The 1,010-nt window shown below is 59.1% G+C and carries 2 protein-coding genes; both read left to right on the top strand.

From position 1 onward, the window contains the following. On the top strand, window positions 1–335 hold a 335-nt coding region (locus BUB54_RS19840; protein ID WP_175556565.1), incomplete at its 5' end, for a prolipoprotein diacylglyceryl transferase family protein. Window positions 336–428: 93 nt separating this feature from the next. Next, a complete protein-coding gene (locus tag BUB54_RS19835; RefSeq protein WP_048880652.1) occupies window positions 429–995 on the top strand; it encodes a recombinase family protein in 567 nt (188 codons plus the stop codon). Window positions 996–1,010 lie beyond the last annotated feature (15 nt).

The following is a 1,010-nucleotide window of genomic DNA, read 5'->3' as shown; positions in this document are numbered from 1 at the left end:
CTGGCTCCTTGGTGCCGCGCTACCCCTCCGAGTTGATTGAAGCCTCGCTTGAGGGGGTGTTGCTTTTTATTATAATGGTGTTTGCATCCCGCTCCGTAAAAGTTCGGAATAACGTCGGTATGCTCACTGGGCTATTTATCTTAGGATACGGTGTTGCGCGCACTACTGGCGAGTTTTTTCGAGAACCGGATTGGTTTTTAGGGTTTTTGCCGTTTGGCTTCACTATGGGTCAAGCGCTTTCTATTCCGATGATTTTCGTCGGTGGTGGCTTATTGTTTTGGGCGTCCAAGAAAAATGGGGCCACTGAGACATTTAAAACCAATCACTTGATTTGATCCGTTTACCCCCGTCCATATGATTCATAAATTAAGACTTCTGCAAAATCAGCTTGCCCCAGGCGAATCAAGTGGTTACGCTTTGCATAAGATATGACCGAAAAGAATTCCTCTTCCCGGCCGGTTGGCTATGCCCGCGTCAGCACCTACGGCCAGACCCTCGATGCCCAGCTTGAGCAGTTGAAGGCGGCCGGGTGTGCGCGGATTTACCGGGAGAAGGCCACAGGCGCGCGGGCCGACCGGAAGGAGCTTCAGAAGATGCTCCGGCAGCTCGTTGCCGGCGACGTGGTGACAGTGACGCGGATCGACCGCCTGGCGCGCTCCACCTTCGACCTGTTTGCCGTCGTGAAGCAGATCGCGGACGCCGGGGCGCGGTTCCGGTCACTGGCCGAGCCTTGGGCCGACACTGGAACCAGCACCGGGCGGCTCATGTTGGCCGTGCTGGGCGGCCTGGCAGACGTGGAGCGCGACCTAATCCGCACCCGCACGGCCGAAGGCCGCAGCCGGGCGATGGCGCGCGGGCAACACATGGGCCGCCCCCCTGCCCTCACCCCGCAGCAGCAGGAAGAAGCCCGGCAGCGCCGGGCAGATGGTGCGACGCTCAAGGAGCTGGCACGCAGCTACAATGTCAGTGCCGCGACGATTTCAAGGCTTCGATAGTCGAACCCCCCCCCC

This window comes from Acidocella aminolytica 101 = DSM 11237 (genome assembly GCF_900129125.1).
Taxonomy (GTDB): domain Bacteria; phylum Pseudomonadota; class Alphaproteobacteria; order Acetobacterales; family Acetobacteraceae; genus Acidocella; species Acidocella aminolytica.
This window is presented reverse-complemented; position numbering and strand designations above follow the sequence as displayed.

What these genes read in the sequence shown, in the direction of transcription:
- BUB54_RS19835 (WP_048880652.1), top strand. Translation starts at nt 429, where the DNA reads ATGACCGAAAAGAATTCCTCTTCCCGGCCGGTTGGCTATGCCCGCGTC.